This is a genomic window from Methylomonas sp. HYX-M1 (assembly GCF_040741385.1).
Classification (GTDB): Bacteria; Pseudomonadota; Gammaproteobacteria; order Methylococcales; family Methylomonadaceae; genus Methylomonas; species Methylomonas rhizoryzae.
Genome location: NZ_CP160405.1, coordinates 1,577,000 through 1,601,424, shown reverse-complemented (window position 1 = coordinate 1,601,424; position 24,425 = coordinate 1,577,000). Strand labels below are relative to the sequence as shown.

The 24,425-nt window shown below is 56.3% G+C and carries 17 protein-coding genes and 1 tRNA gene; 7 read left to right on the top strand and 11 right to left on the bottom strand.

The features are described 5' to 3' along the window. Window positions 1-102: 102 nt before the first annotated feature. From AB0A83_RS07405 to AB0A83_RS07395, 3 genes are all read left to right on the top strand, one after another. Window positions 103-954, top strand: coding sequence for a quinoprotein dehydrogenase-associated putative ABC transporter substrate-binding protein (locus AB0A83_RS07405; protein ID WP_367155894.1), 852 nt, complete (start codon window positions 103-105; stop codon window positions 952-954). Between the two features lie 88 nt (window positions 955-1,042). Then, a tRNA-Asp gene (locus AB0A83_RS07400) sits at window positions 1,043-1,119 on the top strand. Between the two features lie 108 nt (window positions 1,120-1,227). Further along, a complete protein-coding gene (locus tag AB0A83_RS07395; RefSeq protein ID WP_150047654.1) occupies window positions 1,228-1,656 on the top strand; it encodes an Hsp20/alpha crystallin family protein in 429 nt (142 codons plus the stop codon). 20 nt (window positions 1,657-1,676) lie between these two features. Here AB0A83_RS07395 and AB0A83_RS07390 read toward each other — a convergent pair whose 3' ends face one another. Next, window positions 1,677-2,192, bottom strand: coding sequence for an NUDIX domain-containing protein (locus AB0A83_RS07390; RefSeq protein WP_150047653.1), 516 nt, complete (start codon window positions 2,190-2,192; stop codon window positions 1,677-1,679). Window positions 2,193-2,260: 68 nt separating this feature from the next. Between AB0A83_RS07390 and AB0A83_RS07385 the strand changes: the two genes are divergently transcribed. Continuing rightward, window positions 2,261-2,875, top strand: coding sequence for a TetR/AcrR family transcriptional regulator (locus AB0A83_RS07385; RefSeq protein WP_150047652.1), 615 nt, complete (start codon window positions 2,261-2,263; stop codon window positions 2,873-2,875). Here the strand turns inward: AB0A83_RS07385 and lplT are convergent. From lplT to AB0A83_RS07365, 4 genes are all read right to left on the bottom strand, one after another. Beyond that, the gene (lplT, locus tag AB0A83_RS07380; protein ID WP_367155893.1) at window positions 2,832-4,004 is read right to left on the bottom strand and encodes a lysophospholipid transporter LplT; all 1,173 of its coding nucleotides are present in this window, start codon (window positions 4,002-4,004) and stop codon (window positions 2,832-2,834) included. The two genes, AB0A83_RS07385 and lplT, sit on opposite strands and share 44 nt — an antisense overlap. Window positions 4,005-4,120: 116 nt before the next feature. After that, window positions 4,121-4,639 (bottom strand): hypothetical protein, encoded by a 519-nt coding sequence (locus AB0A83_RS07375; RefSeq protein ID WP_150047650.1) that lies wholly within the window; start codon window positions 4,637-4,639, stop codon window positions 4,121-4,123. Between the two features lie 229 nt (window positions 4,640-4,868). Beyond that, on the bottom strand, window positions 4,869-5,186 hold the full coding sequence (locus AB0A83_RS07370) for a hypothetical protein (RefSeq protein WP_150047649.1): 318 nt from the start codon (window positions 5,184-5,186) through the stop codon (window positions 4,869-4,871). Between the two features lie 193 nt (window positions 5,187-5,379). Continuing rightward, the gene (locus AB0A83_RS07365; protein WP_150047648.1) at window positions 5,380-5,634 is read right to left on the bottom strand and encodes a nitrogen fixation protein NifZ; all 255 of its coding nucleotides are present in this window, start codon (window positions 5,632-5,634) and stop codon (window positions 5,380-5,382) included. 197 nt (window positions 5,635-5,831) lie between these two features. On the opposite strand from AB0A83_RS07365, the gene AB0A83_RS07360 reads away from it, so the two are divergent. From AB0A83_RS07360 to nifS, 3 genes are read left to right on the top strand one after another with little or no spacing between them, the layout of a single operon-like run. After that, window positions 5,832-6,188 carry an iron-sulfur cluster assembly accessory protein gene (locus AB0A83_RS07360; RefSeq protein WP_150047647.1) on the top strand — a complete coding sequence of 119 codons (357 nt, stop codon included), beginning with the start codon at window positions 5,832-5,834 and terminating at the stop codon, window positions 6,186-6,188. An 18-nt stretch (window positions 6,189-6,206) separates the two neighbouring features. After that, window positions 6,207-7,118, top strand: a complete 912-nt coding sequence (gene nifU / locus AB0A83_RS07355; RefSeq protein WP_150047646.1) for a Fe-S cluster assembly protein NifU — start codon at window positions 6,207-6,209, stop codon at window positions 7,116-7,118. Then, window positions 7,111-8,325 carry a cysteine desulfurase NifS gene (nifS, locus tag AB0A83_RS07350; protein ID WP_150047645.1) on the top strand — a complete coding sequence of 405 codons (1,215 nt, stop codon included), beginning with the start codon at window positions 7,111-7,113 and terminating at the stop codon, window positions 8,323-8,325. The genes nifU and nifS overlap by 8 nt, the downstream gene beginning before the upstream one ends. Before the next feature lie 179 nt (window positions 8,326-8,504). Here nifS and AB0A83_RS07345 read toward each other — a convergent pair whose 3' ends face one another. The 6 genes from AB0A83_RS07345 to AB0A83_RS07320 all read right to left on the bottom strand — a co-directional run bounded on the left by AB0A83_RS07345 (window position 8,505) and on the right by AB0A83_RS07320 (window position 24,390). Next, window positions 8,505-9,128, bottom strand: a complete 624-nt coding sequence (locus AB0A83_RS07345) for a hypothetical protein (protein ID WP_150047644.1) — start codon at window positions 9,126-9,128, stop codon at window positions 8,505-8,507. An 8-nt stretch (window positions 9,129-9,136) separates the two neighbouring features. Further along, window positions 9,137-10,843, bottom strand: a complete 1,707-nt coding sequence (locus AB0A83_RS07340) for a putative porin (RefSeq protein ID WP_150047643.1) — start codon at window positions 10,841-10,843, stop codon at window positions 9,137-9,139. A gap of 18 nt (window positions 10,844-10,861) precedes the next feature. Further along, entirely contained in the window at window positions 10,862-11,518 is a 657-nt protein-coding gene (locus AB0A83_RS07335; protein ID WP_150047642.1) for a TonB C-terminal domain-containing protein, read from the bottom strand. Window positions 11,519-11,522: 4 nt separating this feature from the next. Then, window positions 11,523-11,927: a biopolymer transporter ExbD gene (locus AB0A83_RS07330; RefSeq protein WP_150047641.1), complete on the bottom strand. Its 405-nt coding sequence runs from the start codon at window positions 11,925-11,927 to the stop codon at window positions 11,523-11,525. A 14-nt stretch (window positions 11,928-11,941) separates the two neighbouring features. Further along, the gene (locus AB0A83_RS07325) at window positions 11,942-13,729 is read right to left on the bottom strand and encodes a DUF2341 domain-containing protein (protein ID WP_367155892.1); all 1,788 of its coding nucleotides are present in this window, start codon (window positions 13,727-13,729) and stop codon (window positions 11,942-11,944) included. A 107-nt stretch (window positions 13,730-13,836) separates the two neighbouring features. Then, window positions 13,837-24,390, bottom strand: coding sequence for a filamentous haemagglutinin family protein (locus AB0A83_RS07320; protein WP_367155891.1), 10,554 nt, complete (start codon window positions 24,388-24,390; stop codon window positions 13,837-13,839). Window positions 24,391-24,425: the final 35 nt, after the last annotated feature.

Below are 24,425 nucleotides of genomic sequence, written 5' to 3'. Positions count from 1 at the left end.
TGCGGGCTGATTTAGCCACATCGTTTTCAGCTAAATTATCGCACCGCACTCGAGCGGCGAAATTGGTGATCGGCACTACTCGTATAGTTTAAGGAAATCGCGATGACTCAATACTCAAGAGCTGCAATAGCTTGTTTACTTTGCGCAACGGCGTTAATTCCGAAGGTGCAAGCCGGTGAAAAATTTCGGGTCTGCGCCGATCCGTTGCACCCGCCTTATTCGACCAAAGAACTCACCGGCTACGAAAACAAAATAGCCGCGTTGTTTGCCAGGCAACTGGGCCAGGAAATCGAATATACCTGGCTGCCGGAAAGAATCGGCTTCATTCGAAATACGCTGAAAGCGGAAACCGACGACGGCGGTTATAAATGCGACGTGGTCATGGGGGTTCCCGCCGGTTACGATTTAACCGAAACGACCAAACCGTATTTCCATTCCACCTATGTATTGCTAATCGCTAAAGGCCGTGGCTGGGACGACATTTCCGCTCCCTCGCAATTGGCCAATTTACCCTTGCAACGCCAGGAATCTTTAAAAATCGCCATGTTCGATCGCGGCCCCGGTACAGAGTGGTTGCAACAAAACGGCTTACTCGATCAAGGCGTGCCCTATCAAAGCATGACAGGCGATAGTGAACACAACGTCGCCATGCAAATCGAGCAAGATTTGCGCAAGGGAATTATCGACATGGTCATTCTCTGGGGCCCTATGGCCGGCTATGTACAGGCGCAAAGCCCTAAAGACAGCTATATTGCGTTACCGATGACATCCGCACCCGGCATCAAATTCGAGTTTTCTATCGCCATGGGGGTAAGACAGGGGGACAACGATAGAAAACAACAGCTCAATACCTTGATCGAGCAGAATTTAACGGAAATTCAAAAAATCGTAGCGTCATACGGTATTCCAATTCTTCCGATCCCCGAACAACCGTCTCGTCAAGACGACGATTGAGTCTATGCAACGCCGAATTTCATCTCCCGAACACTCTGTATAAATTGACGCAACTGAGTACTCCTGTATAATGACCCAGCTAAACAGCGGAGCGGTAGTTCAGTTGGTCAGAATACCGGCCTGTCACGCCGGGGGTCGCGGGTTCGAGCCCCGTCCGCTCCGCCATTAGTCCCTGCCAATATCGCTACAAGTACGCCCTTGAATTTGTAGCGTTAGCCCCCATAATTTCCTTGCATTCGGTAATTGTTTTACACAACGCATAGGAGAATCGATATGAATAGCTTAAGTCCATTTGCCAGTCGCGGCTTATTCGACGAATTATTTCGCGATGTGAATCCCGGATACTTTATAAAGCCCTTACATGGCGACCCATTACCGGCCCAAATCAAGGTAGACATTAAGGAAAACCCGGGTGAATACATCGTCGAGGCCGAGATTCCCGGCGCCGGCAAAGATAATATCCACGTAAACATCGAAAACAACGTAGTCAATATACGCGCCCAAGTCAGCCAAGTAGACAGTCAAACAAAGGACGATAAAGTATTGCGTAGCGAACGCTACTTCGGCGAAATATCCCGCAGCTTCCAATTACCCGCGGATATCGACCAAGCCGCCAGTAAAGCGCGTTATGAAAACGGGGTATTGACCTTGAATTTATTAAAAAAACAAAAACAAGTCGGCCAGCGCATGACCATAGAGTAATTCCGGATACGGACGGGCTGTCAGGGCCCGTCCGGTTTAGCCGTGACGACACGATAATGCCGCCAAATTGTCTTAAACGTCACGGTCATTAGCGGATCGTCTTTATCTACTCGGCAATCGATTTCAGCTAAACCATACCAGCGGATTTCGTCGATCTCGTCGCCGGAGACAGTAAACGGTCCGGGGTGCACGCAACGATAGACACGAATAAACTCCATGCCTAAACTCGGTAGCGCCTCAAGCTTAAACAGGGTTGTTAACGGTGCCGATATACCCAGCTCTTCCCATAACTCCCTAGGCGCACTGCTGTCGTAATCCTCGCCGGCATCGACGTGACCGGCAGCCGAGCTATCCCACAGTCCTTTATTCAAATCCTTGCTATACGACCTCTTTTGCAACAACAACTGGTCTTTATCGTTAAACACCAAAACATGCACAGCCCGGTGTTTTAACCCCAAACGATGGACGTCCGCTCTGCTACGCCGCCCTATCTCTCTATCAAACTCATCCACTACCGCAAGCATTTCATTGTGCATGATAGCTATCGCTTCTAATCCAAAGGTCGTGTATGGTAATGGCATTTCTCACTTAGCGCAGTGCGGTTATGGCTAGAAGAAGCGAACACACCCAAGAACAAATCAAGGAAATGGTGCTCCAAGCCGCCGAAACCATCATCGTTGAGGAAGGTTATCACGCGCTGACGGTACGCAAGATTGCATTGGAAATCGGCTACACGGTCGGCAGCATTTATATGGTATTCGAAAACATGCACGATCTGACCATGCATGTCAAAGGCCGCACGCTGGACGAATTGGCGACAACCTTGCAGCAAGCGGGCTATGCCGGCGACAACGCCGAGCAACGCATTTTGACGCTGGCTACGGCTTACGTTGATTTCGCCCATCAACATTTCAACCGTTGGCAGATGATTTTCGACAAAATCGACGATCAAACCAGTCCGGATTGGTATCAAGCAAAAATAACCGCAATGTTTACGCTAGTGGAAGATTTGCTTAAGCAACTCGAGCCCAACGGCTCGACCAAACATATTCGCCTCACCGCCAGAGCGCTATGGAGCGGCGTGCACGGCGCCTGTATTCTGGCACTAAACGGTAGCCTGGGACGAGTAGGCGCGGAAGACACCGCAGCTACCGTGACCCTATTAGTCCAAAACTTCATTCGCGGTTGGCGTTTACCCTCTCTGCCGGCAAACGCATAACCACCCCAAACGTCATCAAAAACAACAACGCGCCTAATCCGAATAAGGCAGCCGTAGGCCCAACGTTGAACGTAGCGGCTAACGTATAACCGCCAACCGACAACAACATCGCGACATTTTGAAAAAAATTCTGCATCGCCACTGCACCTCCGCTGCCTATGCTTTGGTAACCGATTTCCTGCAACGCAGCATTGATAGGCACCACAAACATACCGCCCGCGGTACCCATCAATAACAATACTATGCGAGCAGACCATATGGAGCCGGTAAAACTCAAGCCGACTATCAACAACGCCATCAAATAAGCCGGTATTCTGACCCGGCGTAAATGTTCCAGCGGGATCAACCTTGGCACCAAAGCGGAGCCGACGATTATGCCCAAGGCTAAAAACAATGTCAGATCGGCTATATCGCTGGCGTTATGGGTCATCAACACCAAGGGTGCCCAGGCAACGATAATGACCCTGACGCACGCCGCGGTCGCCCAAAATAGTGACGCCCCCAAAACCGCAAAACGCGAACGCGGAGACGCCAAAAACTGACAAATTTCCCGGTAAAACAATACGATCTTGGAACCAACCGGCAGCGTTTTCCTGACGGTTGCAGGTAACAAGCAGGTTGTCGCCGCCGATACTAAAAACAAGACCATCGTGCCGGTCAAAGCCATGCCAATCGATTGATCCGCGGCTTTGGCACCTACCACCATACCGGTCAGGATAGCTAAGATAGTCGAGCCTTCGATCCAACTGTTGGCTTTGACCAAATCGCGATGACCGGCGAGCTCCGGGAGAATCCCGTATTTGGCCGGGCTATACAAAGCGGCCCCTACACCGACTACGCAATAAGCCAGCAAGGGTTCAACACCTAACAACAGCAAACCTGCGCCGGTAGCCTTGATCAAATTAGCGACAATCAACACCTTGGCCTTCGGATGACTATCGGCACATGCACCGACCCAAGGCCCTAGCAACACGAACGCGACCAGAAACACGCTTTGCAGCGCCGGCACGTACCAAGCCGGGGGCGTATCGCTTTGTATCACCATCGCGATGACGGTAAACAAAATGGCGTTATCGGCAAATGCCGACAAAAATTGGGCGATTAATAGCGGATAAAAATATTTGCTCATCGGCGACGCGTGGTAATTCCGAAATAAAAGCTAGGAAGCAGCTCCACAGCATAGCACGGCACCGAGATCGGCGAAGCGATTCGAACGATAGGCCAATGTTTTAGATCGGAAGACCGTCAACCTACGGGCGTCCTTTCTTCCTTGGTCAACTCGAAAGTGCGGAAAAAAGTTTCTTGAATAATCAGGGCATCGGTACTGGCCCGATGCCGCGGCAACGACAATTCCGCCAAAACTTGCCGATTAACATCGTTCCAAATATCCATTTGCGCTTCCCGCAAAATCATTTCCAAGGCACTCAAGCTGAAATCCGGCTCCATGCCGGCGTAAAAATACAGCTTGGACAACCAAGCTTTATCGACCACCCAGCCGTCGCAATACACCACTCTATTCGCCAAAAAGGCGTTCAATTCCTGAGCCACTTGCCTTACGGGCTTGCCGTGTTCAATCAAATCGGCCCGCGTCAACCCGTGCAAGCTTTCAGCCGCATCGTCCCAATACTGCCAGACCGGCTCCGGCCTGATCAGCGCACAGTAACGATCCCCGGTACTTAGTACCACCCCCACTTCGATCGGAAAACTATCGAAACCTAAACCGGAAGCTTCAAAATCAATAATAGCGGGTCTGGAAATTCGCACTTCAATTCACTGCATCGACGAGAGGTAAGGGTAATACGGCGCCATTGTCGCAAACAGCACAAGCAAACGGCTGCAAAATTTCCCGGTTCGGCAAGCCCGAACGCTAAATCGGATACGCACGTACAGGCTGATGACCGCGAAAGTTTACTCGACTTGGCCGAGTCGAATTTTAAGAGATCCGGCTCGCTAGCTGAATACTAGTCAAACCGGATGACAAAGGACAGGTTAATTATTCCGCAACCGTGACCAGCCGGCTTTTCAGCTCGTTGGCAACCAAGGTATCGTAATGCCGCTGCAATACCGAATCAGTCGGGCGGGGAAACAGCGCCGACTCCACTTCGGATTGCAATTGGCTCAAAAAATGCCGCCGCAAAATTGAATCCTCGGGTATCGAAACCGATTTCGTTTCGGCACACAACGCGGTTTTGCCGACTATAGATTCTTTACCGGCCGCTTTACAGACCGACAGCAAAGAAAAACCCAACGGCGAAAACGCGCAAACAGCCAACAGCAACATTAATAAGGTAAACATCAGAACTTCGAACATCTCACACCTCGGCAAATAATCAAAACCGGGAAACCGGCAGCAAACGACAAGCAATTAAGATGCCTATTCAAATAAATCTCATGTCATTGATTCCTAAAATATAATCAATTCATGCCTTGCCCAATAACCCTACAATATGTATGAAATGCAGCACAAATCCACCAAACCGACCTACAAGCCGCTGCGAATCGTTTCAGGCGTCCATCACCATCAAATCGTCGCTCCAGCAACCTATCGGATTACCAAGATTCATTTCCCCGTCTTCGAAGCGCACCAAGAATACGCTACGACTGGGGTCTTCCTCCACGTAGCCTTTCATCACAATCACGCCCCGGCATCCTTGCTCGGCCAGCACTTCACCTTCCTCGCTACCCGGCATGCTGCCGTCGTTGATAATGCTGTGCGCCGCGTAAACCACGTCGCCTAAATCCAGGTCTTCTATATTCATTCAATTCTCCTGTCAGTTAGTTTGTAGCAAATCCGACAAAAACAATTCGTTTGTGCGTGTCGGACCCACCCCCATTGCCGGACCAGCCCCGCCGCCGCCAGCGATTTCAGACAGTTAAGCCTTTAGGCGGCGTATGGCATGCTGGTTGCTTCTAACGTTACAAGATCAATGCCAACCCGTTTCAGGAGATGAGAAAGATGATTACATTAACCGAAAGCGCCGTAAAAGCCGTGGGCCGTTTTATTTCAAATTCAGACAAGCCTACCGGCGGCTTACGTATAGAAGTTACCGACGGCGGATGCTCCGGATTGTCGTACGGCTTGAAATTAGAGGAAACGCATAGCCAAGACGACACCATAATCGATTGCGGCGACGTCAAAGTATTCGTAGATCCGTTGAGCATGCCCAAACTGGACGGCATGTCGATCGATTTCGTCGATAGCCTGGAAGGATCGGGTTTTAAATTCGTCAATCCTAATGCAGTAAAAAGCTGCGCCTGCGGCTCGTCGTTCTCTACCGGCGAAAACGGCGGCACCCCTAAAACCTGTTCCTAAGACGCGGAGGAAATTATCATGTGGGATTATTCGGACAAAGTTAAAGACCATTTTTTCAACCCTAAAAACGCCGGTGCGGTCGCGGATGCCAACGCGATCGGCGAAGTCGGTTCCATCAGCTGCGGCGACGCCCTGCGCTTGACTTTACGCGTTAACGAAGACACCGAAGTCATCGAAGACGCCGGCTTCCAAACCTTCGGTTGCGGTTCCGCCATTGCGTCTTCTTCGGTATTGACCGAAATCATCAAAGGCCTGACCCTGGACGAAGCGCTGAAAGTCACCAACCAAGACATAGCCGCCGAACTGGACGGCCTGCCGCCGGAAAAAATGCACTGCTCGGTCATGGGCCGCGAAGCCCTGCAAGCCGCCGTCGCCAACTACCGCGGCGAAGAATGGAAAGACGATCACGAAGAAGGTGCGCTGGTCTGCAAATGCTTCGCCATCGACGCGGTGATGATCGAAGAAATGGTCTGGGCCAACAAACTGCGGACCGTCGAAGACGTGACCAACTTCACCAAAGCCGGCGGCGGCTGCGCTTCCTGCCACGAAGACATCGAAGCCATTTTGGAAAAAGTGTTGAAAGAACAAGGCGAATCATTCGATCCAACCGCAGCGCCCGCCCCTAAACCTAAATTGACTGCGGTGACCGGTCCGTTAACCAGCGTGCAACGCATCAAGAAAATCGAAGAAGTGTTGGACGAAATGCGTCCGTCGCTTCGTGCGGACGGCGGCGACGTCGAACTGGTGGAAGTCGTCGGCAATACCGCTTACGTCAACATGAAAGGCGCTTGCAACGGTTGCGGCATGTCGTCCATGACCATAGGCGGCATCCAACAACGCTTGATGGAAATCCTGGGTGAATTCATCAAAGTCGTGCCGGCTTCGCAAATGCCGCAGTTGGTGAATATCGAGGGGGCTAGCCATGGCTGATATATATCTGGACAACAACGCCACGACCAAGGTGGACATGGCGGTCGTCGACACGATGATACCGTTTTTCACCGAGCAGTTCGGCAACCCGTCCTCGATCCACCGGTTTGCCGACGGCGTGGCCAAGGCGATCAAGAAAGCCCGTTCGCAAGTACAGGAATTGCTAGGCGCCGAGCACGATTCGGAAATCATTTTTACCTCATGCGGCACCGAGTCCGACTCGACCGCCATTCTGTCCGCCATCAAAGCCCAACCCAACCGCAAAGAAATCATTACCACTGCGGTCGAGCATCCGGCGATTTTGAATTTGGTCGAGCATTTGGAAAAAGAAGGCTACATCATTCACCGCATGCCGGTGGACAAACAAGGCCGCTTGAACCTGGAAACCTACCAAAATCTGCTGTCCGATCAAGTGGCTATCGTCTCGGTGATGTGGGCCAACAACGAAACCGGCACCATTTTCCCGGTCGAACAAATGGCGGAAATGGCGCACGCAGCCGGCGTGATGTTTCATACCGACGCGGTACAAGCGGTCGGCAAGATTCCAATGATGCTGCAAGACACCAAAATCGACATGCTCAGCTTGTCGGGCCACAAATTGCACGCCCCTAAAGGCATAGGCGTGTTGTATTTGCGCCGCGGTACCCGTTATCGGCCGTTGTTGCGCGGCGGCCACCAAGAGCGCGGCCGCCGGGCCGGTACCGAAAACACCGCGTCCATCGTCGGCTTGGGCAAGGCCTGCGAACTAGCCATGCAGCACATGGAATTCGAGAACAACCAGGTGAAAGCCATGCGCGACCGCCTGGAGCGCGGCATCGTCGAACAAATCCCCAATTGTTTCATTACCGGCGACATCCACAACCGCTTGCCTAACACCACCGACATTGCCTTCGAATACATCGAAGGCGAAGCGATTTTGATGCTGCTGAATAAAGCCGGCATCGCGGCTTCCAGCGGCTCCGCCTGTACTTCGGGTTCCTTGGAACCGTCGCACGTGATGCGGGCCATGGACATTCCGTACACCGCCGCGCACGGCACTATCCGCTTCTCGTTTTCGCGTTACAACAGCATGCGCGAAGTCGACGAAGTGTTGAAAGTCATGCCTGACATCGTCGCCGCCTTGCGTAAACTGTCGCCTTACTGGGACAGCATCAACAACGCCCCGGTCGCCGATCCGGAGCAAGCGTTCCAGCCGACTTACGCATAAGCTCAACCCAGCTAATGCTAAGGCACAACAGCCCCTGCCGCCTCAAGGTGGCAGGGGCTTTGTTATTGGTTTGAGTAAAACGGCTTCAATGCGCCGTGCCGTTGCTTATGCTGATAGTTTTTCAGAACGAACATGGCCGAATAGTTAACAGGCGGCTTGTCCGCCGTAGCCCGCCGCGCTTAAGGCTCAGCCTGGGATTGCTGCGACAAGCGCCCTTCACGCAAGCGGTCCTCGTATTCCTGCCGGATATTCTCCATGTCGACTTGCTGAAATTGCAGCAGCGGTTCGTCCTGCAACAAACCGCTGAAAGTGCCTTTGTTTTGATAGCGCTGCAACAACTCTTCAGCCGCTTGGTAAAGCTTGACGTTATGCTGGCCGCATTCGTCCAAACGATGCGCGGTTTCTTGCTGTTTCGCCATGAATTCCGCCAACTCCTGTTCCCTTGCGGATTTGGTTTTGGAAAGCTTTTCGTAATCGTCCGCCAAAGATTTGTAGCGGCCTTCGCTGGATTGCCAGCGATTACGATACTCGCTTGCCGCACCGCGTTGCGCATCCAATTCCACGCCTAACCCGGTTTTCGACTTTTTAAGCTCGGCCAACTCCCTATCGGTTTGCTGGAGCCGGGCGTCCAAGCTATCCGCTGCGGCAAGCGCCGCGTCGCGCTCGGCAGTCAGTTTTTTCACCATGCTTTGCAATTTCGACACGACCGCATCCTGATGACCGGCCTCGCGCGGCACAGCCTGAGCCAAACCGGGCGCTAAGCCCGCACCGCCTAATAACATACACGCAATGATCGCTTTCATGCTCATACTCAAAACTGGGTATTCAGATCCAGCTGCAGCACGTCCAATCCGTACTGCGGACCGCTGATCACATCGGCACTCAACCAGCGGCCGGTCAACCAGACGTTTTTCAACAAGGCATAGTTGCCGCCGATAAACCAGCCTTTGACGTTGGTGCCGCCCAAATGGAAATCGGAATCGGTGAAGGCGTCCAGCACCGCGTCGCGCTGCACGTATTTGTATGCGGCAAACACGTTCCAGTTTCCGGGCACCGTGTGGCGACTCCAGCCGAAATCGACCCTGGCTTGCCAGGCGGAGGTTTGCTCGTCGCGCGGCGCGCCGAAAAGGCTAGCCACCTCGCCGGCCTTATAGCCCACGTTTTTAGCGTAATCGCCGCTAAAGCGCAGATGGTAGGGGGAAAACAGCGCCAGCTCATAAGAGGCATTGATGTTGACGATATTGAAATCGGAGGCCAAGCCCACCATGCCCGGCGTGGCTTGCGGGCTGGTTTTGCTGCCTTCCCGGCAGATGGTGGCCAAGCTGTTGCCGCTTTGCATATATTCCGGACGCGACGCATTGTTGGCCACGTTATTCAAATCGCACGTGCCGACGGAAGTCGTATTGGGTTTGGCTTGTACATTGACATAATCGTAATAGGCCAGCCCGACTTTTAATTGGTCTTGATTTTCGAATCCCCAATCCACCCCGGCCTGACCGCCGAACAACCATTTGTCGCTGCTGCGGGCGCTCTCTTGCAACGGAAAGGCCCCGGCGGTTAAATACAGCGAGCGAGAAGGATCGCTGGCCGAAACCAGGCCGTCCTCCTGCAAGTTGTAGCGATAAGTACCGGCAAAGCCTTCGAACGACAAGTCCACGTCCCAAACCAGCTCGCTGGCGCCGGTAAATTCGCCGCCACCGGTATACCAAGGGTTTTTGATCCGGCCGCCGCTCAGGGTTAACCATTTAAATTTATGCTCGTCCGTCCTGTCGTATTGCAAATAGGCGCGATCCAGATCGAATGCGTAACGCTGCCCGGTGTTGCCCAAACTCTGATTGGTCGAAATCGCATCGCGTTGATTGCCGGTCGCCAGCCGCACGCCTGCCTTTAAACCCTCGGTGATGTCGGCATCGATCGCCAAGCGCAGACGCTCGCGAAAGCGTTGCCTGTCTTCCCGCGTGTTCAAATAGGCATCCAGTCCTGCCGCGCTCACGCCGCCGGCGTCGTTGACCGCCATCGGATCCAGATAAGTCGGATTCAAGGCATTATCGATATTGTCCTGCGCCAAATATTCGTGCTGAGAGCGCAAGCGCAAGTCGCCGGAAAGTTTGAAACGCCGCACCCATTCCGGTAGCGCATTGGGGATACCCCATTGTTCGTTCTTGGCTTTGGCCATCACGTCGCCGACCACATCCTCGCGCAGTTCGGCGCGCACCTGCTGGCGAATTTGATCTTTCACGAAATCGGGCACGTAAGCCACCCTCACTTCATCCTCCGGCACCACTTCCTTAGCGGCGGCCTTGCTGCCGGCGGCGGCGACTTGCTGTTCGGCGTCGGACTCGGCCTGCTTGATCATCTGTTGCGCCATTTGTTCGGTCAGCACGCCTTGTTTGACCAATTGCTGGATCAAATTAGCGGTGGTATTGCGCAATTTCAAAAGTTCTTCTTTTTCGCCTGCTTGCGCGGTGCCGATTAGCCCCCAGACCGCCAGTGCCAGCAGCCGTGATTGATTCGCCATTGTGTTACTCGATGAAAGTTAAATACGTGAAGAAATTTTTAGCCTGACCGGCTGCGGCATGCCCGGCGGCGGCGACTCGGCGACCTTGTCCAGTTTGGCCAACTGGCGTTGCAACAGATCGTCGATGTCCGCGTCATTGCTGCCCCGACTTAATTCCACCCGCTCCACCGAGCCGTCCTGTCTCAGCCACAGTTTCACGACCGCGCTATAGCCTTTGCGGCGCAGTTCGTCTTTACCGCTTAACAAGTTGACGATTTGGGTTTTGAGCATGTTGCCGTACCAGGCATAAGGATTGCCGCCGCCGAACAGCCCGGTTCCGCCTTTGCGCGCCACCAGCCCGAAGCCGTCCGAGCCGGCGCTGGCATCGGCATCCAGGCCCAAATCGCGGGCAGGTGCTTCGTCCGGCGGCGTCTCCGGCTCCGGTTCCTGCTCGGGTTCCGGCTCCTCGATTTTTTCTTTGACCTCCGGCTCGGGCGGCTTTTCCACTTTAGGCGGCGGCGGTGGAGGCGGCGGCGGTTTCAACAAGGTAATCGGCTGAATCTTGCGCTCGGCCTTTTCCGGCTGCTGCTCGAGAAAATGTCTAACGACTAAAACGACGGCCAGGATAAACGCCAACACCAAACCGGCAATAATGATCCTGGGCAGATACACCCGAAAATGTGTGCCGGAACTCATCGCCTTACTTGACCAGTTTTTGCGTGACCAAGCCGACTTGGGTGATTTCCAAGCGCCCCAACAAGGCCAAGATATCGACCACGTATTGATATTCGACGCTGGCTTCGCCCTTCACGACCACCGGAAACTCCGGATTGGCGGCCTTGTATTGCATCAATGTCGCTTCCAGTTGCTCCATGGTGACCGGAAAGGTATCCAGATAAATCGTGCCGTCCGCCGTCACCGTGATCGCCTTGGTTTGCGGCTTGGACAGACTGGGCGCGTCGCTGGCCTTGGGTAAATTGACCTGGATACCCTGTACCGCCGCCGTGGTCATGATGATGAACACAATCAGCAGCACATAGGCCAAATCCAACATCGAAGTGACGTTGATCTCGTCGTAGTTATCCAATTCTTCTTGGTAACGCATCGCCGGCATTCCCCTTAGCTGTATCGTTCGGACAACTTGGCGGAAAACTCGTCGACGAAAATGTACATGTCGGCGGTAATCAACTTGATTTGGCTAGCCAGCCAGTTGTAGCCGAACAAGGCCGGAATCGCGACCAGCAACCCCGCGACCGTGGTCGCCAGCGCGGCGGCAATCCCCGGGGCTATCGCGTTGACGTTGACTTCGCCGCTGGCGGCAATGTCGCCGAAAGTGATCATCACCCCCAACACCGTACCCAGCAAGCCCAGAAACGGGCCACCGCTAATCGCAATGGTCAACAACACCATTTGACTGTTGAGTTTTTGAATTTCCCGCACCAACACCGATTCCATGGCGGCGCGGATAGAGGTGATGGCCTTATCGGACAGCGACTGTTCGGCTACGTCGGCGCCGGCCGCTTTCAACAAGCGCTTGTTCAACTCTTCCACCCCGACGTGGTACAGGTTGTAGATGGACGAGCCGGCAAACCGGCCGTGACTGCCCATCAGCGACAACAACGGGGAGGCTTCGATGTCGGCATCGTCTTCCGTGGCGCTACGGTTCAAATCGCCGATGTCCGTGGCTTGCAACTGCAGGAACGCATCCTCGAACCGTTTGTTTTCCCTGGAATTTTTGTTCAGCACCAAGGCTTTGGTAATCATCACTAGCCAGCTGACCAACAGCATGACGGCCAACATGCCGATAATGACCCAACCGTCCAGCGTCACGTCGCCCAAGGTCGCCATAATGCGCGACTCGCTGCCGCCCTGCTCCGCGTCCGGCGAACTGTCTTCGCCATAGATCAACAGCTCTGCGGATTGCCCCTGCAACGCGGCGGCAAATTGCAAGGCGTTTTGCTCGCGGGCGGCTTTGGCTATGCCGAATTCGTCGATGGCGCCCACCCAGCCGCGGCTGCCGTCCAAGGCGCTACCGATGACAATGTCGCCCTGCAAGGCCGAAACCGCATCCGGCAGCGTGCCGGCCGGCTTGCCGTCTACAAACAAGGTAAAACCGTCGTTAGTGCCGGTAATCGCCAAAAAATGCCAGGTCGCCAGATTCAAGTCGAACGGACTGACGATTTCCTTGCGGTTCAAATTCAACACCGGGGTTTGCCCTCTGACGGACAACACCAGCCCGTCGCGCTCGAACATCACCCCGTCGGTTTGCGCTTGCTCGATTTTGACCCATGCCGATACCGTCCAACCGAAATCCAGCATCATTTGGATCGAGGGACTGGCGGCGATGCGTATGTCTTGATTGCCGTCGAACCCGGCGGCGCTGCCGGCCACGCCGTTATCGACCGTACTATTAGTTGCCGACGACGGTTGATTGCCGTAAGCGGTAGCATCCTTAACCGCGCTGCCGTCGAAGTGATAAGCGACCAACTGAGCCACGTCGAAAATGCCGGGAGCATCCTGAGCGTCCACCGCCTTGGGATTTTTGTAATACATCCAAAACGCCGGCTCGGCGCTGCTCGCCAAGTCTTTAGGCAGACGCACCCAAATCAAGGCCATTTCGTTGAGTGCATCGAATTTTTCGATTGCGTATTTCAACGGGGTTTTGTCGTCGTTAGCGATAAACCGCAAGTCTTTACCCGCTTCCGCCACATCGGCGAAATAGGCGAAGTTGCCGGTATGCAATCTGACCAGCACCAAGCCCTCATTGGCTATCTTGATGCCGGTTTGCTGCAATTGCTGTGCATCCAAGCTGATTTTCTTCCTATATGCCCAATCCTCGTTCCACCAAGCTTGCGCCAAACTCGGCAGCGTCGCCAGAATAAAAACCAGGGTTACCAATGTTTTCATGCCGTCACTCTAAAAATTTCAACTTTGTGAATTATGTCAGCACAATTTGACATTTTTATGACGTTTTAACTGATTTTAACAAACATTAGTAAATACTAATAATTCAATTAAAGCGCCCCTTTCGGTTTGTTGGAACCCGAATTTCCCGCAGCGCCGCCGGCGGACTCTCCGCCCGGTTCTCCGAAACCCAGCACCTCGACGCTCAACAGGCCTAAGGCCGCTTGATTGCTGCTGTCGGCCGAGCCGCCGCCGGCCTTGGTCGCGGAACTTTCCGCCATCTGCCCGACCGCGGCGTTCAAATTGCTTACCCCGGCCGGCAACGCCGGCGCTGCGGCATTCTGGTTGGGCACGCCAATGCCGCCGCCCTTGCCCACGTCGATGTTGCTGGCATTGGCCAAGGTCGCGGAACCGAGCACGCAACCCGCCGCACAGCCGATACCGGCTTCGCCGGCATCGATCTTGCCGACCGGGGCGAACAAGAACGGTTTACCGCGGCCGCTGGGCCGAATGCCGCTACCGGACACGGAAGGCGGAAACTGGATCTGCACGTCGCCGTTTTCGTCATAGGTGATAATGGCGCTGGGAACGTCCAAGGCCGACTTGGCGCCGCGACCGGCGTCGATGTCGCCGTCCGAACTCCAGGCCAGAATATTGCCGTCACCCAAGGTAAAGATGCGCGACTGGTTAACGAACAAACTGCCTTTGGCGGCATCCGGCTTTTTACCGTCGGACTGATAGCTGAGGCCGCGCAGCTCGGGGCGGAAACCGGCGATGACCAGATTCACATCGCCTTTGCCCTGGGCGATGATGCCGAGCTCGGAATCCTTTTTAGCCTCTACGGCGGCGGCCAGGCCGACGTTAACGCTGCCGCCCGGCACGAACAAGTTGATGTTGCCGTCGTCCAAGGTCTGGATGGTGCTGAACACCATGCTCAAATCGCCGTTCCAGTCGGCCGCCGGGAATAAGGACTGAATCGCTTGGTAACCCGGCTGGTAATCGGCCAACTGGCGGGAAATCGCCCCTTGGGTACCGGCTTCTTTGATCACCGCCAACACGCCCGGCAGCAACAGGTCGTTCAGCAAGGGCTGCAAACCGGCGTATTCGTCTGCCGGCAGCGCGGCGAATTGCTGCAATGCTTCGCCTTCGCTCATGTCGGCATCGCCGCTGCTGTTGCGCACGAAGTTGACGATCAAATTCCGCGCCGTTTGCAGGCCGGCATCGTCCACCAGTGTCTGCTCGCCCGCCTTGGTATGCGCCGCCACCGCCGCCGCATAGTCCGGCAAAGCGTTGAGCGCCAATTGCAATTCCAACGTGTAAACGGACGGCAAAGCCTGAAAAGCCGCCACTTTCAAATCGCCGCGCTCGTCGAACAATTTAAGCACTTGCTCGTCGCTCAATGCGTAAGTGTCGGCATGCAATTCGCCGGCTAACTTGTCGCGCAAATAGGCGACTACCGCCTGTTTGGCCTCGGGATTGTTAGCCACCAGCGCGTTCATGTATTCGACTATGCGGGTTTTGGCCGGCGCCAGCTCGTCGCCGTAGGACGCCAAGCCGACCGTGCGGCTCACAATCTTCGCGTAATCCGGTTGGCCGCCGTTCAGCCCCACCATCACGGTGATTGAGGCGCCGGAGTCAGCCAAGCCGGTGTTGATCAAATCGCCGTCGCTGTACAGGCCTTTGGCTGCGCCTAAATCGAAATGCCGACCGGTTTGGATAAATAAATCGCCCGGCCCGGAGACATTGATTTTGGAGTTGTTGCCGTTCAGGGCCCCGTTCAGGTCGCGGCTGCTGGTAAATTTCAAATCCCGTCCGACCGCCAAGATCGATACGTCGTCGGCATTGGCGTGCTGAATTTGCAAAATCACGTCCTTGAAATCCCTGCCGGTACGTATCACAGCCTTCTTGGCCAAACTGAATTGCACGTTTTCGATGCTGCCATTTTGTGCAACCAAGTAAACCGGCGTTTCGTCACCGCTATGCACGGGAACAGCAGCATGAACCAAAGTATTTAAACCGAACGGCTGCAATCGCGCCTCTACGCTTTGTAACTCGGATCCGGCAGCAATCGGCGTCAGCGCGTCCGGCAACAATGCACGATCGGCATCGGACATACCCAGTTGAATTAATCCATCCGATTTAATATCTTGATCGGCAAAAACAACCAATTGCGCATCGGGCGAAGGGAATAAAGCAATAGCGTCGTCCAGCACCACGCTACCCGATAGCGCCCTTACATCCAGACTGGCTGGATACACTACCGCCAAATTCTTTTGAGTAGTATTTAGGTCAGCTTCAATAGCTTGGATATTCCCGCCTAAGTGTACGTCACCTCCCAACGAGAACACCGAAAGCGAACTACCGTCACTGTAACTAAAGAAGTTGGTTGACCCCTGCGCTTCTGGCTGCATGATCATCGGATCGGAAACACCAGCCAACACCACCTCGCGGTTAGCTTGCAGGGTCATTTGGGTATCACCCAACAATAGTTGTGCTCCGTTGGAATATTGCCCCCCGCCAACAATCGATCCGCCGGCTTGCAAATTGCCGCTACCAGCGCCCAGATAATACAAGCCGCCGGCAATGTCGTTTCCGGCGGTCACCTGCAGCGTACCACCGCCGTTGACCTCGACCTGGTTGGTAATAAAACCCAAGGTGCTCGGGTTGTTGGGGTCGTAGGCCGGATCGCCGGTTTGTTTACCGGTAGTCGGCATCATTACCGATAAGTCGTTGATGTCGCCCCCGGCTGAAATTTGGACCGAGCCGCCGCCGAACGAGCCTACGTTTTGTTGAAATACTCCGTTGCCGAGACTCAAACCCCAAGTCGTTGCAGCGCTATAGGCCAGACTATCCAGCTTGTATCCGTCGTAGATATGCTTCTGCAAATTATCCGGCAAGCTATCGATATAGGCTTGCAGACCGGCGGCATCGTCTTTTAGCGATGCCAGATCCGCCGCAACTGAAGCCAAATAAGCATCTTCCAGTCTATCGCTGCTGCCTTGCCGTCCCATCCAGGCATCAATGAACTGGCTGCTCTGCGCGCCTTGAATATTGCCGCCGGCGCTAATCGTCAAGTCGCCGCCGTCTACCGGGTAATACAAATAAGGCAACGCGCCAATTGCCATCAGCAGATCCATACTGCCGTAGGGATTGGTTTCGCTGATGCGCCCGGCGTTATAAACTACCGAGGTCTGATCGCTGAATACCACGTCGCCGCCGGCGCTCAAGGCGATGTCGCCGCTGCCGGTACGTATGGCAACGTTGGGACCTATCAATAGATCGCCGGCGTTCCCGCTAGCCTGCCAATCAGCACTGGCCAAATCGGCGCCGGCCACCACCCGCAGGTTCCAGGACTCGCCGCCTTGCAACATATCGGTAAACGGAATGTCGCCGAACGGCGAAGGCAGAACCCCGTCTTTGAAACCATCGGAAAGCGAGGCGTAAACGCTTACATCGCCGGCAGCGCGTAGCGTTAAACTACCCGGCATCGCCACCCAGTCGTCGCGCTCGCTGTAACGCCAGTCCGCCAAATCCCATTTGTCGACCACCATCAAGTCGCCGGCGTAAACCACTTCCACCCCGGCCAGCAAGCGGGCGCCGAAGGTATCGGTCACCGCTTGCATGTTGGCGGCGCTCATATAAGCGGCGGTATCGGCTTGAATCGCCGCGTAATCGTCCGCGGTTAAAAAGCCGTTGTCGTCCTGATAGCGCTTGACCGCTTCGATGAAAAATTGCCGGTAACCGTACTCGGTCAATTGGCCGTCGGCATCGTAAACCGCGGCTTTTTCCGCGTAGCCTTTGACCGTGGCGCCGTTATCGGTCAACAGCACGCCGTTGCCGTCGCGCAAGGTGCGCAAGGTGACTTCGCCGCCTTGCAATTTAGTGGTGCCGGTAGCCGTAGCCGTGCCGTTTCCGACGTCTATCGTGGCCCCGGCCGCCAACACGATGCCGCTATTGCCGTCGCCGTCGCTGTCGGTGGCCGACAACAACACGCTGCCGCCTTTGATACCGGTCGCGCTGAGGGTTGCGCCGTTCAAGCGAATGAGGTCGCCGGCATACAGCCGGATAGCCCCGCCCGTCTCGGTGCCGTCGGCGTTCAGCGTACCGGCCGAATCGATGCTACCGTTGTCCGAGATCAAGGTAATGTTGGCGGCCTTTAGCGTGGAACCGGCCCCTTGCACCAGGTCGTCATTCCGGCTGCGCAGGTAAACCGTGTCGGTTACCCCGGCTTCCGCCAGCGTATTGACCAAACCGTCGAAACCGCCGGCGGCGAATTGGCCGACATCGACAAACGCCCGGCCTTGTTGGTTTTGAATTTGCCCGTCTATCCGCACGCTGCTTTCCACCGCGCTCAGATGCAATTGTCCGCCTTTGGCGCTGCCGCCACCGCCGTTCAGATTCAGCGTGGCTTGCTCCGCGATGCCGATCCCGCCGTGTTGCGCTGTGGCGTATAAATTGCCGCCGCCGGTATAGCCTTTGCTATCGGCTATCGCATAACTGCGGCCGGCCAAATCGATTTGCGCGTTATCGCCCAAGCTAATGTCGCCTTGCAAGGCATCGAGACGAAGCTCCCCGGTCGGCAGCGATAACCGGGTATTGAACGCGATACTGTCCGCCGTCAAGCCAATGCGGGCACCGAAGCCGCTGGCATCGGCCACTGTCTCCGCGGCGGCGGTCTGTATGTTCAAGGCATGACCGCTGGCATCGACGTCTAACTGCGCGCCGTTGGCGGCGGTGATGGCCGGCGTGGTTAGCGTCAAGTCGGCGGCGACGTTTAGGCCGCCGTCGCCGTCGGCGCGCAGCTGTTTATGCGCAGCGATAGCCACCTCGGCAAAACCTTGCAAACCGACTTTGCCGTCGCCTATCTCCACCGTATCGGCACTTAAGCGCAAATTGCCGCTGCCGCCGGCGCCGGCCGAGGTGGTGGTAAAACTGTTTTGCAAGCGCAAGCTGTCGGCTTGTATGCCTGCCAGATCGCCGTCGGCGCCGTAGCCGTTGATGATGGGACTATCTATCACCAAGCGGCCGAAACTGATCGGCTGCGCCTGACCGTTCTCATCCAATACCGCTTGACCGGCGCTATCGACCCATTGCACGTTGCCGTACAGGTTGAGGCCGTTACGTACCGACAACACCAATTCGTCGACTTGCAGGTCCAACAATTTGCGGTTGGACAAATTCAGTGCGTTAGCGTCCAAATCGTCCACTTCGCCCAGATTCATGCTGTTGGCGCTCAAATTCAACGAGCCGTGCTGCATGGCAATATCGCCCTGCAGCAAGGTGGATTGGCTGGCGTCCAACAGCATGGAGCCGGACGCCGTCAGGCTCGCCCCTTCCTGTATGCTCAATCGGCCGCCGGCTCCGGGCGCGTCTTGGCGTTGCAGCACGACTTGCTCGTCGCCGGAAACCCGCAGCAATGCGCCGTCGCCGACCACGTTCAACACGCTGTCGCCGGTATTGACTTCACCCTGCGCGCTGAGCACGGCTCCGCTTTCCACCGCCAGCGTATCGCTGGCCGCCGCGCTCAAATCCTTGACCGCCAACTGCGCGCCGGCGGCAAACACCACTTGCCGGGCAAAGACCTCGACGTTGGTGGCGCCGCTGGCTTTATCGCGTTGTCGGGCACCGCCCAGCAACAAGCTATCGACTTTGAGCGCATTCAATTGCTCGGCGGACACCTCCAGCACGCCTTGCTCCGGCGTTTCGCTCAAGGCATTGACGACGCGGATGGCGCCGGAGGCTATGTCCATCCGGGCACCGCGCCCGCCGTTAAACGCCTCCGCCAGAAACTCGCTTTGCAATACCAGCCGGGTACCGGCCAGCAATGCGATTTGTCCGCTATCCTGCGGCAGCAACGGCACGGCGGTTTCGTTCTTCGCGGCTTTGTCGGCGTAAAAATCGTTCGCGCCGGATTCGGCGTACTCCGAATGCAAGCGCAGCTGCTCGCCGGTTTCCAGCAAGAAACCGCTCCACCGTGCGTCGCGCGCATTGGTACCCGCATCGGTAAAATAACCCGTGACTACCGACAAACCCGACACGGTAGCTATGTTTTGCGTTTGGTCCAGGCTGCCGGCTTGCGGCGTCACCAAAAACGCGCCGGGCAACAAGGCGTAATGCGCGGGCAGAATCACGTATTCACCGGCCGGCAGGCCGTTGGAACCGCTTAAATACACTTTGCTGCCTATCGCGTAATCCCAGCCGACCGTGGTATTTTCGTAGTGATCGAACGGTGCCAACTCCGAACCCAAACTCGGCAGGATGGCAAAACCGCCGCTGTAGCCGGCACTGTTAGGATCCAGATAATCGTAAGTTCCGCCGGCCCCGGTCAAAAATTCGTAAGCGTATAGGTCGCCGCCGCCGCTCAAATCCACCGTGCTGCCCGCCGCCAATTCCACGTCCGGCGCTTGCAACAGCAAGGATTTTTCCGGCGGCGTATCGAATACCAGATTGCGCACGCTATCCAGGACATACAACCAATCCAGCTCGGCCTGGGTCACCCCAAAAGGAATCACCGCGCCGGCCGCCGACACCGAAGTCAAACTGCCGTCGGCTAGAACCAGCGATTCGCCGGCTTGCAGTTGCAAACTGCCCAGCGGCGCCCTTAGGGTACCGCCCTGGACGATGTTGGCCGCCTGCAAGGTCAATTTGCCGGCCGCCGACAACGGCGTCACCGAGCTGTTGCCGCTGCCGACGATAGTCAACTTACCCTGGGGGTTGTTTTCGATACGGATCAGGTACTGGCTTAAGGTCGTCGGATAGATCTGACTGGCGGTCAGGGTCAAATCGGCGGCGGTGCGCAGTTCCCCGAAATAACCGCGGTCCGTGATGTTCAAATTGCCCACCGTCCGCATGTCGTAAGCGCTGCTCAATTTAACGCTACCGAATCCGTCGAACACGGCCGCACCCTGCAATTCCAGCCATTGCGCTTGCGCCGAAAACGCGCCGCTCCCCCATTGCGGCGCCGTCGCCGCATGGTCGGTCAACGAGGAACCCAAGCGCACCAAGGCCGCTGCTAGGGAAATATCGGCGTCGACGCCGTTCAGCGCTTCGCCGGCAATGACCGGTGCGTTCAAATCGATGCGCGCGGCGGCCGTTAAATCCACCCTCCCTTGGAACACGATGCTATCCGGCGACTGCAACCGAATGTCGCTGAAACCGCCTTGTTCCAGCATTTGCGCCGATAGCAGCGCTTGGCCGATGCGCGACTCCGGAATGTCGTCGCCGAAACCGAATTCGTCCCGGTAGTCGCCTTGTTGTTCGTCGCGGACCAATAACAACAAGGGGCCGTCCGGAAACGGAATCTGCGCAAACGGGTCCGGCAACCGTCTATCCCGGTCGAAGGTGAAACTGAAACGGCCGCCGCGCGCACCGTCGGAGCTGACCAGTCCGACGATTTTACCGTCGAATATCGCCGCTTCGGCCACGCTAATATCCACGCTGCCGGCATCGCCGAACACCTCGGTCGGTTTGGTGACCGTCGCCGGCTTGCCTTGCACCGGCACATCCAACACCGAATGGGTACCCGATACGTCAATCAAAGAGCCCTGCTCGAACACCAAGCCGCCGCGCTGCACGTCGAAGCTGACCTCGCCACCGTCGAGCACCTCGCCGTTTTGCTTGCCGAAGGCATCGACCGGGTCGCGTATCACCGTGCCTTGGGCCAATATCTGCGCATGCTCGCCCAGCCACACCGACTGGCTGGCGACGTAGGGGTCCAGCGCGATGCTTTCTATCGCTGCCCGAATCGAGCCGCCCGGTGCGTTGATCGTGCCGTCTATGTAAATGCCGCCCCGATTGGTCACCAGCTCCACGCTGCCGCGCTTATCGACGCTGATCGAGCTGCCGGTACCTAGTACGACATCCAGCAAACCGCTCAGCGACAAATGCGTGGCGGCGCGCAAATGCTCCGGCAGCATCACCAAATCGCTGAAACCGCGAATGTCGCTATCGCTGGGTTTTTGCAAAAAGCCGTCGCGCAATACCAGGTTGGCGGTTTTCAAATTCAACACCGTACCCTCTTCTATCGAGACTCCGCCGACGTTACCGATTAATTCAACGCTGCCGAAGCCGCCCTTGGGATCGAATGCGAAACGCCCCGCGCCGGTCACCTTTAAGCGCATCGCTTCGTCGCCCGTGCCGTCGCCATTGCCGACCACGATGGCGTCGCTACTTAAAGTCAGGCTGCCGGCCTTGCCCATCGCCGCGGCGGATACGCTTCCGTCCAGACTCAAGCGGCCGGGACGGCTCGAATTGCCGGCGATCAAGGCGATACTGCCGCCGTCGCCTGCCGTCACCGTGCCGGTTTGACTGAGCCAGGCGCCGCCGTCGGCGCGGATTTGCGCGCCGGCCTGCACGGTTAAATCGCCTAGCGAGCTTATGATCACGCTGCCGCCGTTGACGGCCAACACGCCGAGCGGATCGGCGCCGAGACCGGCCGAATAGTCGTTGACCCAACGGCCGGACACATTCAAACGGCCTCGCGGGCCTATCAGCACGCCGCCGCTGCCTATATTGCTTAAGGCGATAGTGCCGCCGGCCACTTGCACTTGTCCCTGCACGTCTATGCTCGGCGCCTCTACCTTAAAATCGCCGCCGGCGGCCAACTTGATATTGGCGCTTTCGGCGACATCGACGTTACCGTAGGTTTTGACCTCGACGTGTTCGACGCCCGACTGACTCAGCATCCGGCTGGATAGGACCGTCGTCTGCGACCGGCCGAGGTCGTCTAACGGAAAATCCTGTCCGAGTGCTATGTCTTCGTTGCTGTTGCCGGCGCGAAAACTGACGTTTTGCGCGACATTGGCGTCTATGCTCGAATCGAAGCTAAATCGGCCGCCGTCCGGTTGAGCGCCGGCCGCGCGCTGGAATACCCCGGCTTGCGCCCCGGCCGCCAACGTACCGTTCCAGGCCAAATGCCGGGAGGTAATATTGACGCTGCCGGCGTCTTTGCCTTCCTTGTAGCCGGCCTGATAAATCGCATTACCCGGCAAGGGGTTTTTTTCGACCTTGTCGCCGTTCACGCTCTTGACCGTATCGAACACTTTGACGTAGGTTTCGTTCGGGTCGGCGTCGCTAATGTCGACGATACGCCCGGCTTGGTCCATCAACTTGGTGGTCGAGAGGGTGCCGGCCAAATAACGTACCGAACCGCCGGCAATATCGATTTTGGCGCCTTTGTTGATGACGGCGTCGCCGGCCGCGGTGATGTTGACCTCACCGCCCTCGGCCAAACGCTCCTCTATTCCTCGCTTTATCCTGTCCCGGGCGCCGCTGGTGTCGACGATTTCGGTCTGTTTGCGTAAATCGACCTTGACGGTTTCGCCTTTCAGTGGGCCATCTTTTTGCAACGGCGCGTCGCGCAGGTCGTAGCTTTGCACCGAGATTTCCCCGATGTTGCGCTCCATCGCCACGGTCGCTTGCGTGCTGCCGGATACGTCTATCGTGGCGCCGTTTTCCATCCAAAACCGGCCGCTGTTGCCGGCGGCCGGCGCCACTACCGAATCGCTGGCCTCGATCTCTACCTGCGCGGAAGGCCCTTGTATGGTGGAGCCGGACATCATGGCCACGTCGTGGCCGTTAACCTCGATGTAGGACTTGTGCTGTTCCTGCTCGTCCACCGCGCTGCCGCCGTCCTGATCGGCTTGCACTTCGGTGACGCTGTCTTTTTTAAAAGTGACTGTGGAAACGTCTTTTTCGCCGCGCACGGTGGAAGCGGCCGATAATTTATCGCCGATAGCGGTATGCTGTTCGCGCGCCAGCAGGCGTATCGAGCCGTTCACGTCCACCGACGTGGTGGCGGTCAGCCTACCGGATTGGTTGACCGCATAGCCGGCCAGGGTGATGTTGCCTTCTTTGGCCAATACCGAGCCGACGTTTTCCACCTTGCCGCCGGTATCGACCTCTACCAACAACCCGGAAAACGGACTAGCGCTATCCGCCGCCTGCAAATACACCTTGTCTTCGCTGGCCGCCATGATGATCTGGCCGTTGGCGTCCGCCGCCAACGAACCGTTGTTCTCGATAGTCGGCGCCGCCAAGATGATACGGCCGCCGGCATCCACATGGATCTTGGCGCCGGCATCGATCAATATCTTGCTGGTTGCGGCGTTGAAGCCGCTGCCCGCTTCTATCGCCAGCGCGGCCCGGCCGTCTTCGTCGAACACGCGGGTGATCCCGCGTTGAAACACGTCATCGCTGATATTCAAGGCGGTTGCAACCAAGCTATTGGTGTTGACCACCGCGTCCTTGCCGAATAGAAAACCGTTTTGATTGAACAAATAGACTTGGCCGTTAGCGACGACTTTGCCCAGGATGCTGCTGGGGTTTTGATCGTAAATGCGGTTCAAGGCAATCGAGCTGCTGCCGGGCTGCACGAATTTGACGGTATTGTCCTTGCCGACGTCGAAGCTTTTCCAGTTCAGAATCAACTTATCGGTGTGCTGGTCGATTTGCAGCGTCTGCCCCTGGTCGACCAAGGCCTGGTCCGCCCGGCCGGACGCAACCCAGCCTCGGGCCGGATCGGGCACCGGCAATTCGGCTCTGCTCAGCGGGGCGCCCAGCATCATGCTGCCGGCCAGCACCCATTTAATCCCGGCGGCCAACGGTTTCAGATCGACGGTCGGTTGCGTAACGGCCGTCAGCCCGATGGATTTGCGATTAGCCATGATATTGCCTACTGTTCGAAGGTTGCGTATTACTC

What these genes read in the sequence shown, in the direction of transcription:
- AB0A83_RS07405 (WP_367155894.1), top strand. Translation starts at nt 103, where the DNA reads ATGACTCAATACTCAAGAGCTGCAATAGCTTGTTTACTTTGCGCAACG.
- AB0A83_RS07395 (WP_150047654.1), top strand. Translation starts at nt 1,228, where the DNA reads ATGAATAGCTTAAGTCCATTTGCCAGTCGCGGCTTATTCGACGAATTA.
- AB0A83_RS07390 (WP_150047653.1), bottom strand. Translation starts at nt 2,192, where the DNA reads ATGCACAATGAAATGCTTGCGGTAGTGGATGAGTTTGATAGAGAGATA.
- AB0A83_RS07385 (WP_150047652.1), top strand. Translation starts at nt 2,261, where the DNA reads ATGGCTAGAAGAAGCGAACACACCCAAGAACAAATCAAGGAAATGGTG.
- lplT (WP_367155893.1), bottom strand. Translation starts at nt 4,004, where the DNA reads ATGAGCAAATATTTTTATCCGCTATTAATCGCCCAATTTTTGTCGGCA.
- AB0A83_RS07370 (WP_150047649.1), bottom strand. Translation starts at nt 5,186, where the DNA reads ATGTTCGAAGTTCTGATGTTTACCTTATTAATGTTGCTGTTGGCTGTT.
- AB0A83_RS07365 (WP_150047648.1), bottom strand. Translation starts at nt 5,634, where the DNA reads ATGAATATAGAAGACCTGGATTTAGGCGACGTGGTTTACGCGGCGCAC.
- AB0A83_RS07360 (WP_150047647.1), top strand. Translation starts at nt 5,832, where the DNA reads ATGATTACATTAACCGAAAGCGCCGTAAAAGCCGTGGGCCGTTTTATT.
- nifU (WP_150047646.1), top strand. Translation starts at nt 6,207, where the DNA reads ATGTGGGATTATTCGGACAAAGTTAAAGACCATTTTTTCAACCCTAAA.
- nifS (WP_150047645.1), top strand. Translation starts at nt 7,111, where the DNA reads ATGGCTGATATATATCTGGACAACAACGCCACGACCAAGGTGGACATG.
- AB0A83_RS07345 (WP_150047644.1), bottom strand. Translation starts at nt 9,128, where the DNA reads ATGAAAGCGATCATTGCGTGTATGTTATTAGGCGGTGCGGGCTTAGCG.
- AB0A83_RS07340 (WP_150047643.1), bottom strand. Translation starts at nt 10,843, where the DNA reads ATGGCGAATCAATCACGGCTGCTGGCACTGGCGGTCTGGGGGCTAATC.
- AB0A83_RS07335 (WP_150047642.1), bottom strand. Translation starts at nt 11,518, where the DNA reads ATGAGTTCCGGCACACATTTTCGGGTGTATCTGCCCAGGATCATTATT.
- AB0A83_RS07330 (WP_150047641.1), bottom strand. Translation starts at nt 11,927, where the DNA reads ATGCGTTACCAAGAAGAATTGGATAACTACGACGAGATCAACGTCACT.
- AB0A83_RS07325 (WP_367155892.1), bottom strand. Translation starts at nt 13,729, where the DNA reads ATGAAAACATTGGTAACCCTGGTTTTTATTCTGGCGACGCTGCCGAGT.
- AB0A83_RS07320 (WP_367155891.1), bottom strand. Translation starts at nt 24,390, where the DNA reads ATGGCTAATCGCAAATCCATCGGGCTGACGGCCGTTACGCAACCGACC.